The 18,445-nt window shown below is 61.7% G+C and carries 13 protein-coding genes and 3 pseudogenes; 6 read left to right on the top strand and 10 right to left on the bottom strand.

Annotated elements, in window-relative coordinates; all coding sequences use genetic code 11:
* The first annotated feature begins 83 nt into the window (after positions 1-83).
* Positions 84-7,859, top strand: coding sequence for a VCBS domain-containing protein (locus ACXX83_RS12335; RefSeq protein WP_458550197.1), 7,776 nt, complete (start codon positions 84-86; stop codon positions 7,857-7,859).
* A 98-nt stretch (positions 7,860-7,957) separates the two neighbouring features.
* Here the strand turns inward: ACXX83_RS12335 and ACXX83_RS12330 are convergent.
* Positions 7,958-8,047: pseudogene (locus ACXX83_RS12330) on the bottom strand (hypothetical protein); the annotation flags it as partial.
* Positions 8,048-8,498: 451 nt separating this feature from the next.
* On the opposite strand from ACXX83_RS12330, the gene ACXX83_RS12325 reads away from it, so the two are divergent.
* The gene (locus tag ACXX83_RS12325) at positions 8,499-9,056 is read left to right on the top strand and encodes a chalcone isomerase family protein (RefSeq protein WP_420832590.1); all 558 of its coding nucleotides are present in this window, start codon (positions 8,499-8,501) and stop codon (positions 9,054-9,056) included.
* A gap of 10 nt (positions 9,057-9,066) precedes the next feature.
* Positions 9,067-9,603: a DUF3833 domain-containing protein gene (locus tag ACXX83_RS12320; RefSeq protein WP_217835441.1), complete on the top strand. Its 537-nt coding sequence runs from the start codon at positions 9,067-9,069 to the stop codon at positions 9,601-9,603.
* 56 nt (positions 9,604-9,659) lie between these two features.
* Here the strand turns inward: ACXX83_RS12320 and ACXX83_RS12315 are convergent, their stop codons facing one another.
* From ACXX83_RS12315 to ACXX83_RS12285, 7 genes are all read right to left on the bottom strand, one after another.
* Positions 9,660-10,148 (bottom strand): DUF2878 domain-containing protein, encoded by a 489-nt coding sequence (locus tag ACXX83_RS12315; RefSeq protein WP_458548595.1) that lies wholly within the window; start codon positions 10,146-10,148, stop codon positions 9,660-9,662.
* Position 10,149: 1 nt separating this feature from the next.
* The gene (locus ACXX83_RS12310) at positions 10,150-11,409 is read right to left on the bottom strand and encodes an SAM-dependent methyltransferase (RefSeq protein WP_217835439.1); all 1,260 of its coding nucleotides are present in this window, start codon (positions 11,407-11,409) and stop codon (positions 10,150-10,152) included.
* Positions 11,384-12,196 (bottom strand): DUF1365 domain-containing protein, encoded by an 813-nt coding sequence (locus tag ACXX83_RS12305; RefSeq protein WP_458548594.1) that lies wholly within the window; start codon positions 12,194-12,196, stop codon positions 11,384-11,386. The genes ACXX83_RS12310 and ACXX83_RS12305 overlap by 26 nt, the downstream gene beginning before the upstream one ends.
* Positions 12,193-13,440: an NAD(P)/FAD-dependent oxidoreductase gene (locus ACXX83_RS12300; RefSeq protein WP_458548593.1), complete on the bottom strand. Its 1,248-nt coding sequence runs from the start codon at positions 13,438-13,440 to the stop codon at positions 12,193-12,195. Before ACXX83_RS12300 ends, ACXX83_RS12305 begins: the two co-directional genes overlap by 4 nt.
* 6 nt (positions 13,441-13,446) lie before the next feature.
* A complete protein-coding gene (locus tag ACXX83_RS12295; protein WP_217835436.1) occupies positions 13,447-14,196 on the bottom strand; it encodes an SDR family NAD(P)-dependent oxidoreductase in 750 nt (249 codons plus the stop codon).
* On the bottom strand, positions 14,193-14,615 hold the full coding sequence (locus tag ACXX83_RS12290) for a nuclear transport factor 2 family protein (protein WP_458548592.1): 423 nt from the start codon (positions 14,613-14,615) through the stop codon (positions 14,193-14,195). Before ACXX83_RS12290 ends, ACXX83_RS12295 begins: the two co-directional genes overlap by 4 nt.
* Positions 14,616-14,740: 125 nt before the next feature.
* Positions 14,741-15,187: a PAS domain-containing protein gene (locus ACXX83_RS12285; RefSeq protein WP_217835434.1), complete on the bottom strand. Its 447-nt coding sequence runs from the start codon at positions 15,185-15,187 to the stop codon at positions 14,741-14,743.
* Between the two features lie 176 nt (positions 15,188-15,363).
* Here ACXX83_RS12285 and ACXX83_RS12280 point away from each other — a divergent pair, with 176 nt between their 5' ends.
* Positions 15,364-16,269, top strand: a complete 906-nt coding sequence (locus ACXX83_RS12280) for a MerR family transcriptional regulator (protein ID WP_458550196.1) — start codon at positions 15,364-15,366, stop codon at positions 16,267-16,269.
* A gap of 34 nt (positions 16,270-16,303) precedes the next feature.
* Positions 16,304-16,653 (top strand): annotated as a pseudogene (locus ACXX83_RS12275) (PrpF domain-containing protein); the annotation flags it as partial.
* A 13-nt stretch (positions 16,654-16,666) separates the two neighbouring features.
* Here ACXX83_RS12275 and ACXX83_RS12270 read toward each other — a convergent pair.
* Positions 16,667-16,810 (bottom strand): annotated as a pseudogene (locus tag ACXX83_RS12270) (citrate-proton symporter); the annotation flags it as partial.
* A 36-nt stretch (positions 16,811-16,846) separates the two neighbouring features.
* Positions 16,847-17,920 (bottom strand): diguanylate cyclase domain-containing protein, encoded by a 1,074-nt coding sequence (locus tag ACXX83_RS12265; RefSeq protein WP_458548591.1) that lies wholly within the window; start codon positions 17,918-17,920, stop codon positions 16,847-16,849.
* Between the two features lie 173 nt (positions 17,921-18,093).
* Here ACXX83_RS12265 and ACXX83_RS12260 point away from each other — a divergent pair, with 173 nt between their 5' ends.
* Positions 18,094-18,432, top strand: a complete 339-nt coding sequence (locus ACXX83_RS12260) for an FKBP-type peptidyl-prolyl cis-trans isomerase (protein WP_007981061.1) — start codon at positions 18,094-18,096, stop codon at positions 18,430-18,432.
* Positions 18,433-18,445 lie beyond the last annotated feature (13 nt).

Below are 18,445 nucleotides of genomic sequence, written 5' to 3'. Positions count from 1 at the left end.
GCGGTGCGGTGACCGAAGACGGCACCACGGTGGCCAGCGGCAGCTTTGCCTTCGGCGACGTGGACCTGGCCGACGACGCCCATGTGGCCACCGTGAGCGCGCCGGCCGGTGCGCTGGGCACGCTGGTGGCCACAGTGAGCGACGAGAGCACGGGCGACGCGGCGGGCAGCGTGGGCTGGACCTATACGCTGAACAACAGCGCGGCGCAGTACCTGGCCGAGGGCCAGACCAAGACTGAAGTGTTCACGGTGACGCTGACTGACGACTTCGGGGCGACGGTGACCAAGGCTGTGACCATCACCCTGACCGGGACCAACGACCAGCCGACGCTGACCATCGATGACACGACCGGGGCGATGAACGAAGGCAATGGCACAGCCACGCTGAGCGACAGCGGGGCGCTGAGTTTTGCCGATCTGGACAGCAACGACGTCGTGACGGTCAGCCAGACCGCCAACAACGACATCGCCTGGAGCGGCGGCACCCTCGGTGCGGCGCAAGCCGCGGCACTGGTGGCCGGCTTCTCGGTCGATCAAACCGGCTGGAACTACAGCAGCAGCGAGAACCTGGACTTCCTGAGCGTTGGTGAAACCATCAGCTTCTCCTACACCGTGGTGGCCAGCGACGACAGCGGCGCAGGCAATGCGACCTCGGCACCGCAGACGGTGACGATCACCCTGACCGGGACCAACGACCAGCCGACGCTGACCATCGACGACACGACCGGGGCGATGAACGAAGGCAATGGCACAGCCACGCTGAGCGACAGCGGGGCGCTGAGTTTTGCCGATCTGGACAGCAACGACGTCGTGACGGTCAGCCAGACCGCCAACAACGACATCGCCTGGAGCGGCGGCACCCTCGGTGCGGCGCAAGCCGCGGCACTGGTGGCCGGCTTCTCGGTCGATCAAACCGGCTGGAACTACAGCAGCAGCGAGAACCTGGACTTCCTGAGCGTTGGTGAAACCATCAGCTTCTCCTACACCGTGGTGGCCAGCGACGACAGCGGTACGGGCAACGCCTCTTCGGCGGCGCAGACGGTGACGATCACCCTGACCGGTACCAACGACGCACCAGTGCTCAGTTTCGAAATGGGAAATGATGCCGGCGCGGTGCAGGAAGACACCACGCTCAGCGTGACAGGCCAGTTCAGTTCGGCCGACATCGATCACGACGCCACCGCCACTTGGAGCATTGCGGGTACGGATACGGGCACCTACGGCTCGATTGCCGTCGATAACAGCGGCCAGTGGACCTACACCCTGGCCAATGGCACCGATGGCGTTGCCAGTGCGGTGCAGTCACTGAAGGCGGGCGAGAGTCATGATGAGGTGTTTACGGTACAGGTCAGCGATGGCCTTGGCGGCGTCGACACCCAACTGGTGAATATCACCATCACCGGCAGCAACGACGCGCCCGTGCTCAGTTTCGCGACCGGCAATGATGCCGGCGCGGTGCAGGAAGACACCAAACTCAGCGTGACTGGCCAGTTCAGTTCGGCTGACATCGATCACGACGCCACCGCCACTTGGAGCATTGCGGGTACGGATACGGGCACCTACGGCTCGATCGCCGTCGATAACAGCGGCCAGTGGACCTACACGCTGGCCAACGGCACCGATGGCGTTGCCAGTGCGGTGCAGTCACTGAAGGCGGGAGAAAGTCACAACGAAGTGTTCAGCGTGCAGGTCAGCGATGGCCTGGGTGGTGTGGACACCCAGCAGGTGACCATCACCATCACCGGCAGCAACGACGCACCCGTGCTCAGTTTCGCAACAGGCAATGATGCGGGCGCGGTGCAGGAAGACACCAAACTCAGCGTGACAGGCCAGTTCAGCTCGACCGACATCGATCACGACGCCACGACCAGCTGGAGCATCAATGGCTCGCCAACCGGCACCTACGGCTCGATCGCCGTCGACAACAGCGGCCAGTGGACCTACACCCTGGCCAACGGCACCGATGGCGTTGCCAGTGCGGTGCAGTCACTGAAGGCGGGAGAAAGTCACAACGAAGTGTTCAGCGTGCAGGTCAGCGATGGCCTCGGCGGCGTCGACACCCAGCAGGTGACCATCACCATCACCGGCAGCAACGACGCGCCTGTGCTGAGTTTCGCAACGGGCAATGATGCCGGCGCGGTGCAGGAAGACACTACGCTCAGCGTGACTGGCCAGTTCAGCTCGGCCGACATCGATCACGATGCCACGGCGACCTGGAGCATTGCCGGGTCAAATACCGGCACCTACGGCTCGATCGCCGTCGATAACAGCGGCCAGTGGACCTACACCCTGGCCAATGGCACCGATGGGGTGGCCGGGGCGGTGCAGTCACTGAAGGCGGGCGAGAGTCACAACGAAGTGTTCAGCGTGCAGGTCAGCGATGGCCTCGGCGGCGTCGACACCCAACAGGTGACTATCACCGTCACCGGCAGCAACGATGCCGCCGTGCTGTCCTCGGCCAGCGTTACGCTGAGCGAAACCAATGCTCCGCTGACCACCGGCGGCAGCCTGACCATTAGCGATATCGACAGCCCGGAAAGCTTCCAGGCGCAGTCCAACACCGCCGGCAGCTACGGCCAGTTCTCCATCGGCACCGGCGGTGCCTGGACCTACGTCGCCAACTCCGCCCACAACGAGTTCGCCGCCGGTACCACCTACACCGACACCTTCGCGGTGAGCAGTGCCGATGGCACCCTCACTTCGGTCACCGTGCATATCCTCGGCACCAATGATGCGGCCGTGCTGTCCGCCGACATCGCCAACCTCACCGAGACCAATGCCGCCGTCGACATTTCCACCACCGGCACCCTGACCATCAGCGACGTCGACAGCGCCGCAACCTTCGTCGCCCAAACCAACACCGCCGGCAGCTACGGCCAGTTCTCCATCGGCACCGGCGGTGCCTGGACCTACGTCGCCAACTCCGCCCACAACGAGTTCGCCGCCGGTACCACCTACACCGACACCTTCGCGGTGAGCAGTGCCGACGGCACCCTCACTTCGGTTACCGTGCATATCCTCGGCACCAACGACGCCGCCGTGCTGTCCGCCGACATCGCCAACCTCACCGAGACCAATGCCGCCGTCGACATTTCCACCACCGGCACCCTGACCATCAGCGACGTCGACAGCGCCACAACCTTCGTCGCCCAAACCAACACCGCCGGCAGCTACGGTCAGTTCTCCATCGGCACCGGCGGTGCCTGGACCTACGTCGCCAACTCCGCCCACAACGAGTTCGCCGCCGGCACCACCTACACCGACACCTTCGCGGTGAGCAGTGCCGATGGCACCCTCACTTCGGTCACCGTGCATATCCTCGGCACCAATGATGCGGCCGTGCTGTCCGCCGACATCGCCAACCTCACCGAGACCAATGCCGCCGTCGACATTTCCACCACCGGCACCCTGACCATCAGCGACGTCGACAGCGCCACCACCTTCGTCGCCCAAACCAACACCGCCGGCAGCTACGGCCAGTTTTCCATCGGCACCGGCGGTGCCTGGACCTACGTCGCCAACTCCGCCCACAACGAGTTCGCCGCCGGTACCACCTACACCGACACCTTCGCGGTGAGCAGTGCCGATGGCACCCTCACTTCGGTCACCGTGCATATCCTCGGCACCAATGATGCGGCCGTGCTGTCCGCCGACATCGCCAACCTCACCGAGACCAATGCCGCCGTCGACATTTCCACCACCGGCACCCTGACCATCAGCGACGTCGACAGCGCCGCAACCTTCGTCGCCCAAACCAACACCGCCGGCAGCTACGGCCAGTTCTCCATCGGCACCGGCGGTGCCTGGACCTACGTCGCCAACTCCGCCCACAACGAGTTCGCCGCCGGTACCACCTACACCGACACCTTCGCGGTGAGCAGTGCCGACGGCACCCTCACTTCGGTTACCGTGCATATCCTCGGCACCAACGACGCCGCCGTGCTGTCCGCCGACATCGCCAACCTCACCGAGACCAATGCCGCCGTCGACATTTCCACCACCGGCACCCTGACCATCAGCGACGTCGACAGCGCCACAACCTTCGTCGCCCAAACCAACACCGCCGGCAGCTACGGTCAGTTCTCCATCGGCACCGGCGGTGCCTGGACCTACGTCGCCAACTCCGCCCACAACGAGTTCGCCGCCGGCACCACCTACACCGACACCTTCGCGGTGAGCAGTGCCGATGGCACCCTCACTTCGGTCACCGTGCATATCCTCGGCACCAACGATGCCGCCGTGCTGTCCGCCGACATCGTCAACCTCACCGAGACTAATGCCGCCGTCGACATTTCCACCACCGGCACCCTGACCATCAGCGACGTCGACAGCGCCACAACCTTCGTCGCCCAAACCAACACCGCCGGCAGCTACGGCCAGTTTTCCATCGGCACCGGCGGTGCCTGGACCTACGTCGCCAACTCCGCCCACAACGAGTTCGCCGCTGGCACCACCTACACCGACACCTTCGCGGTGAGCAGTGCCGACGGCACCCTCACTTCGGTCACCGTGAATATCCTCGGTACCAATGATGCGGCCGTGCTGTCCGCCGACATCGCTCACCTCACCGAGACTAATGCCGCCGTCGACATTTCCACCGCCGGTACCCTGACCATCAGCGACGTCGACAGCGCCGCCACCTTCGTCGCCCAAACCAACACCGCCGGCAGCTACGGCCAGTTCTCCATCGGCACCGACGGTGCCTGGACCTACGTCGCCGACTCCGCCCACAACGAGTTCGCCGCCGGCACCACCTACACCGACACCTTCGCGGTGAGCAGTGCCGATGGCACCCTCACTTCGGTCACCGTGCATATCCTCGGCACCAATGATGCGGCCGTGCTGTCCGCCGACATCGCCAACCTCACCGAGACCAATGCCGCCGTCGACATTTCCACCACCGGCACCCTGACCATCAGCGACGTCGACAGCGCCACCACCTTCGTCGCCCAAACCAACACCGCCGGCAGCTACGGCCAGTTCTCCATCGGCACCGGCGGTGCCTGGACCTACGTCGCCAACTCCGCCCACAACGAGTTCGCCGCCGGTACCACCTACACCGACACCTTCGCGGTGAGCAGTGCCGACGGCACCCTCACTTCGGTCACCGTGCATATCCTCGGCACCAACGATGCCGCCGTGCTGTCCGCCGACATCGCCAACCTCACCGAGACCAATGCCGCCGTCGACATTTCCACCACCGGCACCCTGACCATCAGCGACGTCGACAGCGCCACAACCTTCGTCGCCCAAACCAACACCGCCGGCAGCTACGGCCAGTTCTCCATCGGCACCGGCGGTGCCTGGACCTACGTCGCCAACTCCGCCCACAACGAGTTCGCCGCCGGCACCACCTACACCGACACCTTCGCAGTGAGCAGTGCCGACGGCACCCTCACTTCGGTCGCCGTGCATATCGCCGGCAGCAACGACTCACCGACTATCACTTCCAACGGTGGCGGAGCGACGGCTTCGATCAACGTGGCGGAGAACACCGCGGCGGTTACGACGGTGGTGGCGACCGATGCTGATCTACCAGCGCAGACGCTGAGCTACTCGCTCCTGAATACGGCCGGGACGGACTTCAGCAAGTTCTCGATCAGTTCGAGTGGGGTGCTGACGTTCAATTCGGCGCCCGATTATGAGAGTCCCCAGGATGTCGGTGGTACCGATGGCGACAACGCCTACGTTGTGGATGTTCAGGTGTCCGACGGCAATGGCGGAGTCGACACGCAGACGATTACGGTGAATGTGCAGAACGTCGTTGAGACGCCAGTTGATACCGTGGCGCCAACGGTGACAGTGACAGGGACTGCCTTAGGGAATTCGATGGGTTCAACGTCGACGGTCACATTCCAGTTCAGCGAGACGGTGAGCGGTTTCAACCTGTCTGATGTAGCAGTGTCGACCACGAGCGGAACGCCACGCGGAACCTTCAGTAACTTTACCCAGGTTGACGGCGATACCTACACGGCAACGCTGACCAGAACGCTGGGCGGTAGCATAAAAGTCGATGTTGCCGCGAACAGCTACACCGACCTGGCGGGTAATCCTGGTGCGGCCGGGAGCAGTGCAAACCTTCCGGCAGGCGTTGCCGGCGAACCTGTCAATCTGGCCCTCAACGTTCCACTGGCCGATATCAGCGGCCCCGTGACGGTGACCATCAGCGGTGTTCCTTCGGGGTGGATGTTCAATGCAGGAACCGACAATGGCGATGGCACCTGGACTGTGCAGACCAGCGATCCCGGCGCATTGACTGTGACAACTCCAAGGGAATTCGCCGGTGCGTTGGTGCTCGATGTCAACCTGTACTGGAGCAACAGCGACGGCAGCACCGCAAGCGCCTACGTGTTCAACAACGTCGAAATCTATGCCCCGGACGCACCGATCTTCGCCTTGTCCACCGACGACAACCTGACCGGCTCGTCCGGTGCCGACACTTTCGTATTCGCGCGGCCGATCGGCAACAACGTCATTTACAGCTTCGATGCGACGGCGGACAAGATCGACTTGATCGGCTTCACCGGCGTCAACGATTTTGCGGATGTGAGTATCGTCAACGACGCGAGCGGCAATGCCGTGCTCAGCATCAGCGCCGACCAGACGATCACCATCAACGGCGTGGATGCGGCGGCGTTGAGCGGGGCCAACCTGCTGTTCGATGTGGACCCGGTCACGACCAATACGGGCACCCTCACCATTGCCGACGGCGCGATCATGCCGTTCGGTGGCAGCATCGACAACAGCGGCACCATCGCGCTCGGCTCCACCGGCAGCGAGGCCGAACTCGAGATCCTGTTCCGTGGCGCGACGTTGACCGGTGGCGGGCAAGTGGTTTTGTCCGACAGCGCGCACAACGTAATCTTCGGTGGCAGCGCGGACACGGTGCTCACCAATGCCGACAACACGATCTCGGGCGCCGGCCAGTTGGGCGCGGGGCAGATGATGCTGGTCAACTCGGGCCTGATCCTCGCCAGCGGCGTCAATGCGCTGGTGATCGATACCGGTAGTAGCGCCGTCACCAACACGGGGGTGCTGCAAGCCAGCGGCAGCGGCGGATTGCTGATTGAAAGTGCGCTGGTCAACAGCGGTAGCCTGTGGGCGAACGATGGCAACATCACCATCCACGGAGATGCCGCAGGCGGGGGAAGCGCGACTATCAGCGGTTCGGCGATGCTGGAATTCGCTGCGGCTTCAGATCAGCATGTGACGTTTGACAGCGGCGCGGCAGGCACGCTCAAGCTTGATGTGGCGACGGCGTTCAGTGGCAGCGTCAGCGGTTTTGCCGCAGGTGACAAGCTGGACTTTGGCGATATTGCGTTCGGCGCCGATACGCAGATCACCTATGCCGCGAATGACACAGGCACCGGCGGCCTGCTGATGGTGAGCGACGGCGCACACGCGGCGCAGATCGCGCTGAATGGCCAATACGCGGCGGCCGGTTTGCAGGCGAACGCCGAGGGCAGTGGCAGTGAGCTGGCCTACGATGCAGCGGCGGCAAACCACAGGATGCTGGGCGGTCTGGCCAACGACACACTGGTCGGCGGTGCGGGTGACGATCTGTTCCTCGGCGGGCAGGGCAATGACACCTTCTACGGCGGCCTCGGCAACGATACCTTCATGTTTGCTGCCGCAGGCTTCGGCAACGACTCGATCCAGGACTTCGACATCAATCCGAGCGGAGGGCAGGACTTGCTCAATATTGCGGGGACGGGGATCAACAGCGAGACGTTCGCTGCCAACGTGAGCATTGCGGCTGACGGGGCGGACACGGTGATCGGGATCGGCGTGGACTCTATTCGCCTTGTCGGTGTCAGCAGTGCAGGTATCGATCAGGCGGACTTTATCCTGGCGGTATGATGCTTTTTCTGCCGGCCGTTCGTTGCTAAGCGGTTACAGACCCCATCGCGGATAAATCCACGAAGGGGTCTGTGGGAGGTGTTTTCAAGAACCTCGAGCACTGGATTTTCTTCGGCTACGTAATCGTCCAGGCACTTAGGCAGCAACGTGACTTGCGTCCGAGCCTCACCTTCAATGAATCGCTTCATGATCGCCCCCAATACGATCTAGACGATCAAAAGGTTAGACAAACACTGGCGTTTTCACACAGCCTGGACCCAAAGCGGACATGCTTTGCTCGTTTTAATCTTTAGTGCCTGCGGATATTTTCTGAGTAAAAAGGGCCTTCTATGGGCGTCAATATTGCACGCCCCCCCGCGTACCTTGGCTTTTAACCCAGCTTCACCCCTCTCGACACCTGGTGCGATTCAGCACCCATGGGAGCGTGGTCACTTTGCGAGCTTGCCAGTGACCATGTTCTGCGGCCGCCCGCCATCACCATGGGGCTTGATTCGCATAGCGAGGATGTGATGACGCGCAGCCCTGCGGGCCGAATCATCGAGTTTGGGCCGAAAAAGTTGTACACGTTGTGTACTGATAGTGTAAAAACTATACAGTTAGCTAATCTTGTATAGAATTTTAAAAAGGGCCGAGACGTTGATGAACGTGGCTGATTCCAGACGCTTTCTCGAACATCGTCTGTCGATATGCTGGCTGTTCGCGATGTTGCTCGCCGTGCCTGCCTGGGCGGATTGGCATCCCGCGCTGCCCGATAGGCGTCTGGTGGGCAGCGGCGACTTTACCTGGTTCGGCGTGAGTCTATACACCGCGCGGTTGTGGAGCTCTGGTTTGTCGCTGACCTGGGATCAGCCCTTTGCACTCGAACTGACTTATCACCGTGCCTTTTCCCGGGACACGCTGGTGGAGGTCAGCCTCAATGAAATGGAGCGCATGGCAGAGGCTCGTCCAGAGGAGTCCACCCTCCAACGCTGGTCCAGTGAAATGCGTGAAGCCTTCGTCGATGTTCGGCCCGGAATGCGCATCACCGGGGTCTACCATCCCGGCAAGGGCTGCACTTTCTTCGTCGATGGCCAGTTGCGCCGGAGGGTCGATGACCCTGCATTCGCCCGCGCCTTCTTCGACATCTGGCTTGATCCGCGCACTCGGGACAAGCAACTGCGTCAACGACTGCTGGGAATGGCCGGGCCGGCGGAGTGAGGAGGTTTTGATGCGTCAAATACTGGTACTGCTCGCTGGCCTGTTGCTGGTCAGCTGTAACAACGTTGGCGTGGAGCACTACGCAAAGGAGCAACCGACGCTGGATCTCGTTGCGTTCTTCTCTCGGCCGGTACAGGCTTGGGGTCTGTTCCAGAATCGCTCGGGCGAGGTGGTCAAGCGCTTCCATGTCCAGATCGAAAGCCGCGTCGAGGGCCGGCAGTTGATCCTCGACGAGCGATTTCTCTACAGCGATGGCACTCGTCAGCGGCGCGTCTGGACGCTGGAACCGGCCGGCGCCGGGCGTTGGCGTGGTCGAGCAGACGACGTAGTTGGAGAGGCCAGCGGAGAGATCGCTGGCAACGCGCTGCGCTGGCGCTATCGCCTTGACCTGCCGGTTGACGGCAGGCATTGGGAAGTGGATCTGGACGACTGGATGTACCTGATGGACGAAGACACGATGATCAATCGCTCGAGTATGAGCAAGCTTGGCGTCGAGTTGGGACAAGTGATCCTGTTCTTCCGCCGTCAGCCGCAGTCGCTTCCGTAAACCCTCAATCACCGGCAAAGCAGGTGATATTCACGCATTCAAAAGGCTGTTGTTTATCAGCGGGACGCAGCCAGTCGCAGGATGATTGGCATCCATACAGCCCACAGCGGCGCAAGCAGCAGGGCCGTGCCAAGGGTGCCCCAAGGCAGGCCTACACCGGCCAGCGTTGCACCGGCGATGTAAGCCAGGGGTCCACCGCACAGGCCCAGTAGCGCCCCGTACCAGATGGGACGTCGAGCCCAGGCCAGGCTGTGGCGAAGCCCACTGGCCAGTACCAGCCACAGCATCGCAAGCCACAGGGGAAGGGGTTGCCGGGCAAAGTCGAAGACTCCGAGCGCACCCAGGCTGGCATCCAGTAAACAGCCTGCCATCCCCACACAGGCCAGAGTGGTTGCTTCGTCGCCCGGTCGTGGGCAAGCAGCCACATGCACCAGCAGGCCTGCCACCACGGGGAGTAGCAGCCAAGGATGGCGCTCGCTCAGTACGCAAGCCCACCAGGCGGCCTGCATCCATAGCGCGTTGCCGATCAACCAGGCCCGGCTCAAATCAGGCGCCCGGCAGCGCTGCGCGGCGTGCGGCCGGAGCTGCCCAGAGCAGTTGCGCGACGCCGATAGTACGCTCCTCGAAACCACCCTGGCAGTAACACAGGTAGAACTCCCAGAGGCGCTGAAAGGTGTCGTCATAGCCCAGCTCGGTCAAGGCGGTGCGCGACTGACGCAAGTTGTCGCGCCAGTGCTGCAGTGTCCGCGCATAGTCCAGGCCGAAGTCCTCCATGTGCACCAGGTTCAACGTGGTATGGCAACTGGCGGTCTGCAGCATGACGCTCAGGGAGGGCAGGGCACCACCGGGAAAGATATAGCGCTGAATGAAATCTACCGACCGCCTGGCCTGTTCATAACGCTGGTCACGGATGGTGATGGCCTGCAGCAGCATCAAGCCGTCATCCTTGAGTAGCGACGCGCAGCGCTGAAAGTAAACAGGCAGATAGCGGTGCCCGACCGCCTCAATCATCTCGATAGAGACCAGCTTGTCGAAGCGTCCGCCCAGGTCGCGGTAGTCTTCGCGCAGGACGGTAATGCGGTCCTGCAGACCAAGATCCTGGACGCGCTGCAGGGTATGGGCGTACTGCGCGTCGGACAACGTGGTGGTGGTCACCCGGCATCTGTAGCGGGTGGCGGCATGGATCGCCAGGCTACCCCAACCGGTACCGATCTCGAGCAGATGATCGTCAGGACGCAGCGCGAGTTTGACGCAGATACGCTCCAGCTTGTTCAGTTGGCCCTGCTCCAGGCTCTGTTCCGGGCTATCGAACATGGCTGCCGAGTACATCATGGTCGGGTCCAGCAGTCGCTCGAACAAGGCATTGCCCAGATCGTAATGGGCGAGAATATTGCGTCGCGAGCCACGCCGGCTGTTACGGTTCAGCCAATGCAGCAGGCGCAGGATCGGACGGCCCAGGCGCGCCAACCCGCCTTCAAGGGCGTCGAGCACCTCAATGTTGGCGACAAAAAGGCGAGTGACCGCGGCCAGGTCCGGACTGCGCCAGTAGCCATGGATGTAAGCTTCGCCGGCACCGATCGAGCCGTTGGCAGCCACCATGCCCCAGGCTGCCTCGTCGAAGATCTCGACCTCGGCATGCAGCGCACTGCCGACGTCGCCGAACAGCCACTGCCTGCCTTGGCAGATCAGGCGCAGACGGCCTTGGCGCAGGTTGCGAAGCTGAGTGAGCACGGCGCTCCTGGCCAGGCCGCCGAATAACGGCGCCAGGCCCAAGGATTTGCTAACGCTCAGAGTTGGATCGGACATGCTCGGGCTCCTCGTTGACGTGATGGCCAAGGTTTTGGCTGCTATGACGGGTTGTGTGGGCATAGAGCGGGGTGCGCTTGAGCAACAGGCGCATGGCTTGCCAATAAATGGCGCCGAGGGTGCGCAGGCTCATCCACGGGAAGGCCAGTACGTGGCGTCGTAGTGCTGAGGCATCCAGCGGCTGGCGCTTCAGGGCCAGGTCGGCCTCGAAGACTTTTTGCCCTTTGCGGCGGTTTTCCATGTGGATGCGCATGTGCGCGTCATCGATGTAAAAGCGCATGTGGTACTGCATATCCATTGGCAGAAATGGCGAGACATGGAATGCCTTCTCGACCGAGAACTGCCGGGGCTGACCGGGCGGCACAGACAACACGTAGTGAAAGCGCTCACGCCAAGGGGTGTTACGTACCTCCAGCACAATCGCCGCCAGGAGACCGTCACTGTCGTGGCAAAAGTAGAAACTGACCGGATTGAAGGAAATGCCCCAACTGCGCGGCTGGGTCAGCAAATGAATGCTGCCGCAGGGCGCCTGGCCCAAGGACTTGGCCACTACTTCGCGCACCGCTTCCTTCAAGGAGATACCGCGACGAGTCCAGGCTGGCAGGTAATCGGTTTCTCGCCAGCACAACGGTGCCAGGCGAGAAGCACCGAGTAACGGGGACAGGCCCGGCAACAGATCCTGTTCATCCAGATCCAGATAAAGCATGCCGATGCGATAACGGAATCCATGGAATCGCGGGAGCAGGCGCCGGTGGCTGACCCAACCGTTGCAAAGGCTGCTGTTCACAGGCGCTCCCCGAACCGTTGGGCGACGTCCAGCGCGCTGACCACGCCATCCTCATGGAAGCCGTTTGCCCAATAAGCGCCGCAGAAGTAGCTGTGCCGGGTTCCCTGTAGCTCACCCTGGCGTGCCTGGGCTGCCATGGCGGCAAGGCTGTATTGGGGATGTGCATAATTGAATCGCGCCAGCACCTGCGACGGGTCCACGCAATCGCCCTGATTGAGGCTTACGCAGAAGGTCACCGGGGCGTCGAGGCCTTGCAGAATGTTCATGTTATAGGTCACGGCCGCAGGGGCGTGCGCGGGACCACCGAGGCGATAGTTCCAGCTGGCCCAGGCCTTGCGCCGGCTGGGCAGCAGGCGGATGTCGGTGTGAAGCAATACTTCGTTGGCGGCGTAGCCGAGGGCACCCAGCACCTCGTGCTCGGTGGTCGTAGGTTTCTCCAGCAGCGCCAAAGCCTGGTCGCTATGGCAGGCGAACACGACCTTGTCGAAACGCTCATGGCCTGCCGCACTAGTGATCATCACGCCGTTTTCGTCCCTGCGGACGCTCATCACCTGGCAGTTGAGCCGAATGCGCTCGCTGAAGGTCTTGCACAACGGTGCCACATAGCTGCGCGAGCCACCCTCGATCACTCGCCATTGTGGCCGCTGGCTGATCGAGAGCAGGCCATGGTTACGAAAAAAACGGACGAAGAAGTGCAACGGGAAGCGCAGCATATCGGCCCGTGATACCGACCAGATGGCCGAGCCCATGGGTACGATGTAGTGATGGATGAAGCGCTGCCCGTAGCCTCGCGTGTACAGGTAATCGCCAAGATTCATGCCCGGCTCGATGCGGTGGCTGTCAAGGTCGGCCACCGCCTGGCGGTTGAAGCGCACGATATCGCGCAACATGCCCCAGAAGCCTGGCGACAGCAGATTGCCGCGCTGGGCGAAGAGGGTGTCCAGGTTATTGCCGTTGTATTCCAGGCCGCTCTGCGGATCGTTCACGGAAAAGCTCATCTCGGTGGGGCGTGAGACGACTCCGAGGCGATCCATCAAGCGGATGAAGTTGGGATAGGTCCAGTCGTTGAAGACGATGAAACCGGTGTCTACCGCATAACGCCGGCCCTGCCATTCGATGTCGACCGTATGGGTATGACCGCCGATCCAGTCAGCCGCTTCGAACACGGTTACCTCATTGCGACGTGACAACAGATAGGCACAGGTCAGGCCAGAGATCCCGCTGCCGATAATGGCGATACGCATATGACGCTATTCCTGTTCGGTTCGCGCCAATCGACGACCCAGGGCCAGGCGCCAACGCGCAGGCAGGGCGCCAAGCAAGCGCAGGACGAGAATGAAGAGGCGTGGAAAGTTGATCTCCAGCGGTCGTCGCGTCAGACGCGCGACGACATGCCGCGCGGCGCGGTCGGCCGTCCAGAGTTGTGGCATGGCAAAGGTATTGCGCCGGGTCAGGGGGGTGTCGATGAACCCTGGGCTGACCAAGGTTACATCAATGCCTTCGGCGCATAGATCCAGGCGCAGGGATTCGACCAGATAACGCAGGGCCGCCTTGGAAGCGCCATAGGCTCCAGCCCGCGGCAGCGCCAGCCAGGTCACCGAACTGCCGATCACTACCAGGTGTGGTCTCTGACCGCGGCGCAGCAGTGGAAGGGCCGCCTGCAGGCAGTAACTGACTGCCAGCAGATTGGTACGCATCACGCGCTCGACGGTCTCGGCCTCGAACCTGCCCGGTACAAGATATTCGCAGGTGCCGGCGTTCAGGATCACCAGGTCCAGCGCGCCCCATGCCTGCTCGATGTTCTCGCAGATGGCCGAAACCTGTCGTGGGTCCGTCACATCGCCGGTAGCGAGCAGGGCCTCAGGGTAGCGCAGCACCAGCGGCATCAGGGCTTCCGTCCGCCGGCCACCCAAGGCAACCGCATGGCCTTGCTCCAGCAGTCGCTCAGCCAGGGCGGCGCCGAGACCGCTGCTGGCTCCTGTCAGCCAGCAGCGGCTCATGCGAGCCTCCCCTTGATCCAGCTGATCACCCCGCCAACTACCGGGATGTGCTCGTAGAGCAGGGCGCCGGCATCGAAGTAGTCGTGATGCAGGTAGACATGTTGCGCCCAGCGCAGGTGGCTGCAGCCTTGCAGGCTGATCGGCTGGCCGTGGGACAGGCGCGGATGACGAAAATGCAGGTTCCAGCGCAGATAACCGTGGCCGGGGGTGATTTCATCCACGTCAAGGAGGTCGTAGCGGATATCCTGGACGTTGCTGTACAGCTTTTCAAAGTATCTGCGCAGCGCCGGCAAGCCATCCAGCTGATGCAGGGGATCACGAAACTGAACGTCGTTGCTGTAGAGCTCGCCCAGTCTGTCCAGGCAATCAGCGTTCAGCGTGGCGAACGTCTCGGCGAAGTGGTGGAGATACGCAGACATGGCAGGCTCCAGGAAAAATTGTACAAGTCGGAAAACTTGTACATGTTTATCTGAAGCCTACGGGGAAAAGTGTACAAGTCAATATTCTTGTACAATTTTTGTGTCGATCGTAGCGCTACGCGTCGTCAGCCACCGAGCTTTGCCAGTTTGCTGCGAAGCTCGGCCACTTCGGTTTCAAGTGACTGAATCCTTTCCAGAGCGGCAATCTTGTCGCTGACGTCGTGCTGTATGCCAATGTAGTAGGTCAATTGGTCGGCATCGTTGTGCACGGGAGTGATAGACAGCTCGTTCCAGAACGGGCTGCCATCCTTGCGATAGTTGCGCAGCACCTGCCGGCAAGGCTGACCGAGGCGGATGGCGTTGCGAATTGCCGCGAGGCTGGCCTGATCATGATCGTCTGCCTGCAGGAACCGGCAATCCTGATAGAGAATTTCGTCTGCACTGTAGCCGGTCAGGCGCTCGAAGGCGGGGTTGGCATAGATGAGAATGCTGTCATTGCCTTCCTGCTCGGCCACGACGATGCCGTCATTGGAGGCTTCGACCATAAGTTGTAGGAGTTTGGCTTCAATCATGGTCTGGGCTCTTTTTGATTCGTGGGGTTGCCTCACAGCGTAATCGTCAGCGGCAGCCATGCCTAGATGGCAGGGCGCAGTGCCGTCGGGCATCGATTGGTGCTGGTTAAAAAGTGTCATGCCTGGTTTAGAATGCCAACACACTCAGGATGCAACGACTTTCAATGACCGAGCCCATCGAATCCACCTCCGACGACGCCTTGCTCCCCATGCGGGAAGTCGTCAGCCTGACTGGCGTCAACCCGATTACCTTGCGGGCATGGGAGCGCCGCCACGGGCTGATCCGACCGGTACGCACTGTGGGAGGGCATCGCCTGTATTCGCAACAGGACATCGAACATATTCGTAGCATCATGCTCTGGACCAGCCGGGGCCTGCCCATCAGCAAGATAGGCGCGTTGCTCGTCCGGCAGCAGGACACGCCCGGTATCACTGTATCGGGCCCGGTCGAAGCCCCCCTGGTCCAGTGGCAAGAGGCAGTTCATCGTGCCACGCAGGCTTTTGATGGCGCTGAACTGGAGCGCCTGCACGGGCAACTATTTACGATCTATCCGAAAGCTACTGCACTGGAGGCTATTCTGCTGCCGGTCTGGCGCAGCCTGGCATCCGGTAATCATTTCGGTCGACGCAGTCAGTGGTTGTTCCTTGACGCCTTCTTGCGTGCGCGGATGTTGTTGCGACTGCAGATGAACCAGAGCAACGGTGCTTGCGTGCTGCTGGCAGATGGCTCGGGCCATGCGCGCGAATTGGAGCTGTTGTGTGCCGGTGTGTTGATGAGTAGTGACCAGCTGCGCATCGAGGTGCTGGGCACGGGCCAGCCTCTGGAAGAACTGCCGTTGCTGTGTGAAGCGATTCAGCCCGCCGCGCTGGTGCTATGGGTCCAGGCGCCACTGCAGGTAGATGCACACAAGCGACTGCGTGCCCTTCAAATGGGCGTTACGTGCCCAGTGGCCTTGGCCGGCGACGCAGCTGCCGCTTCGACGGCAGAGTTGCGTGGTTCTTCGATTGCCATTTTGGGCAATGACGAAGCGAGTATTTTGCCCAGGCTGCAAGCCTTGGTAAGGGGAACACTGCAAATTTGAATCCAGTCGTTCCACGTAAGGATGGTTACCTGAAACTGCATTCGACAACGGCATGCCGGTGGTGCTGATCCGAGCTGAAGACCTCGGTCTGAGTGGCCATGAGAGTCCGGCATAACTGGATGCCCATACTGAGTTGAAGGCCCGCCTCGAATCGATCCGCCTGCAAGCCGGGCCGCGTATGAACCTTGACGAAGTGAGCCTGCGTAACGTGCCCAAGATGTGCCTGATTGCGCCAGCACAAGCGGGTGGAGCACTGAGCACCCGGACCTTCATCCCGGACATGATCGATTAATGAGTTGCGGCCGGATGAGAACGGCCCGATTGTTACTGGACGGGGCTGTATGTGTCCCGCAGACGCTATGGGCAGGCCAGCAGGGACATTAAGCGGTGTGTTCAAGGGCACCCGCACAATCAGAATGGTGCCGCTGGCCATGATCGACAGATTCACGATCAATCCTTTTCGTCGACCCACGTCATCGATATAGGCACCCAGCACCACGGCGCCCAACGGACGCATCAGGAAGCCTGCACCGAGCATTGATGTGCAAAATGGATCAATGCATTCGGGGACTAAGCGCTATTCGCTGTGCGCCCGCACCACGCTCTCGGTGCCCAGCCGATACTGATTGTTCCCGCTGCGCTTGGCCTCATACATCGCCAGGTCGGCAATGTGCAGCAAGCGGTCGATGCTCGGCGCATGATCGGGGAACACGGCGACGCCCAGGCTGGTGCCGATGTGGCGCTGGTCGTTGCCGATGGTGACGGGCGGGGAGAGTTCGACGAAGATTTTCTGGCAGATGCTGCGCGCTTCATCTTGCAGGCTTTCGCCTTGGGGCAAGCCCTGGAGGATGACCACGAATTCGTCGCCACCGATCCGCGCGACGGTGTCGGTGCCGCGCAGGATGCGCTTGAGCCGTGTGGCGGTAGTGACCAGCACGCGGTCGCCGGCCGCGTGGCCATAGCGGTCGTTGATGGCCTTGAAACCATTGAGATCGACAAACACCAGCGCCACCCGCGTGGCGCTGGCGCGCGCCTGTTCCAGCGCTTCGGACAGGCGCTCTTCGAGCACCAGGCGATTGGGCAGGCCGGTCAGCGGGTCGTAATGGGCCAGGTGCTTGAGGTAGTTGGCCGAGGCCTTTTCTTCGGTGATGTCGCGTACCACGCCCATCATCTTGATCGTTTCGTCGTGGTCATTCTTGACCACGTTGCCGGTTTCCCGCAGCCAGCGGATCGTTCCGTCGGGCCAGACCACGCGGTACTCCTCATCATGGTTTTCGCCGGTTTCCAGGCAACGCAGTTCGCCGGCCCGGACCCTCAGCCGGTCCTCAGGATGCACGCAGGAGCAGAACAGGGCGTAGGAGGGCGTCACTTCGCCGATCTTGAACCCGAACATGCCGAAAATCGCGTCGGACCAGTACAGGCGGTCGGTGTCGACATCCCAATCCCAGGTGCCGATGCGAGCGAAATACTGGCTGCGCTTGAAGCGCTCGGCGTCACCAGCCTGATGGATGTTCCGGCCTTCGGACAGGCTGTTAATGATTGCGCGGTACTGCGCCAGTTGCTTGTGCAGCGAGCGTTCGCGCCAGATCAGCGCGACGATCAGGGTGAGCGTCATTGAACCAAGGATGACGCTGGTCCAGAGCAGGATCATTCGGGCATGGCCATCAGGGCGTTGAACCGTACGGGTAATAGTTGATTATTTTAGTTCAGCAAACAGCTTTGAACGCAGCGCGCGCAGACGGCAATGGTTGCCAATCGCGGGCAAATCTGGGAAAACGGCGCCCATCAGGCCCTTGAGGGCGAGTGAGCATACGAGTGAATTCAATGAATGACGAGCTTCAGGTAATCGATCTTCAGTTGGGTGACGGAAAAGCCGCGGTAAAAGGCGCGTTGATCACCACCCAGTACCGTGGCTGGCTGGAGGACGGGACCGAATTCGATTCTTCCTACAGTCGGGGCAAACCCTTCCAGTGCGTGATCGGCACCGGGCGGGTCATCAAGGGCTGGGACCAGGGCATCATGGGCATGCAGGTCGGTGGCAAGCGCAAGTTGCTGGTGCCGGCGCACCTGGCCTATGGCGAGCGCACCATGGGCAAGATCACGCCGAATTCGAACCTGATCTTCGAAATTGAATTGCTGGAAGTGCTGACGCGGGATGATTGACCGGTGGGGGCGG

This window comes from Pseudomonas sp. GNP012 (assembly GCF_054343835.1).
The sequence above is the reverse complement of the archived record's forward strand: the minus strand, read 5'-3'. Positions and strand labels throughout refer to the sequence as shown.

What these genes read in the sequence shown, in the direction of transcription:
- ACXX83_RS12325 (WP_420832590.1), top strand. Translation starts at nt 8,499, where the DNA reads ATGAACGTGGCTGATTCCAGACGCTTTCTCGAACATCGTCTGTCGATA.
- ACXX83_RS12320 (WP_217835441.1), top strand. Translation starts at nt 9,067, where the DNA reads ATGCGTCAAATACTGGTACTGCTCGCTGGCCTGTTGCTGGTCAGCTGT.
- ACXX83_RS12310 (WP_217835439.1), bottom strand. Translation starts at nt 11,409, where the DNA reads ATGTCCGATCCAACTCTGAGCGTTAGCAAATCCTTGGGCCTGGCGCCG.
- ACXX83_RS12300 (WP_458548593.1), bottom strand. Translation starts at nt 13,440, where the DNA reads ATGCGTATCGCCATTATCGGCAGCGGGATCTCTGGCCTGACCTGTGCC.
- ACXX83_RS12295 (WP_217835436.1), bottom strand. Translation starts at nt 14,196, where the DNA reads ATGAGCCGCTGCTGGCTGACAGGAGCCAGCAGCGGTCTCGGCGCCGCC.
- ACXX83_RS12290 (WP_458548592.1), bottom strand. Translation starts at nt 14,615, where the DNA reads ATGTCTGCGTATCTCCACCACTTCGCCGAGACGTTCGCCACGCTGAAC.
- ACXX83_RS12285 (WP_217835434.1), bottom strand. Translation starts at nt 15,187, where the DNA reads ATGATTGAAGCCAAACTCCTACAACTTATGGTCGAAGCCTCCAATGAC.
- ACXX83_RS12265 (WP_458548591.1), bottom strand. Translation starts at nt 17,920, where the DNA reads ATGATCCTGCTCTGGACCAGCGTCATCCTTGGTTCAATGACGCTCACC.
- ACXX83_RS12260 (WP_007981061.1), top strand. Translation starts at nt 18,094, where the DNA reads ATGAATGACGAGCTTCAGGTAATCGATCTTCAGTTGGGTGACGGAAAA.